At 40.1% G+C, this 304-nt stretch carries 1 protein-coding gene; it reads left to right on the top strand.

The window, feature by feature from the left end:
- Positions 1-304 (top strand): transposase (locus tag AB4209_RS21575; protein WP_372057326.1); only part of this gene is annotated, 304 nt, incomplete at both ends.

Raw genomic sequence — 304 nt, 5'->3', positions numbered from 1 at the left:
CCATCTAGAGCAGATATCTAAAGTCACAGAAAAAGACCGTCATTCAGTGGTAATAATGGATGGCGCAGGATGGCATACCGATGATATTGCTAACCCATTTGATAATGTCAGTATTATCAAATTGCCGCCATACTCACCAGAGCTTAACCCTATAGAGCAAGTGTGGAGTTGGTTAAGGCAACACTATCTAGCAAACCAAAACTTCATTGATTATAACGATATTGTTTCGAAGGTCTGTAGCGCTTGGAATGGATTTCTTGAGTGCAAAGATCGCGTCACAAAAATGTGTACAAGAGATTGGATT

The sequence above is a fragment of the Vibrio sp. 10N.286.48.C11 genome, from assembly GCF_041469805.1.
In the GTDB taxonomy this organism is placed as follows: Bacteria; Pseudomonadota; Gammaproteobacteria; order Enterobacterales; family Vibrionaceae; genus Vibrio; species Vibrio crassostreae_C.
The sequence above is the reverse complement of the archived record's forward strand: the minus strand, read 5'-3'. Positions and strand labels throughout refer to the sequence as shown.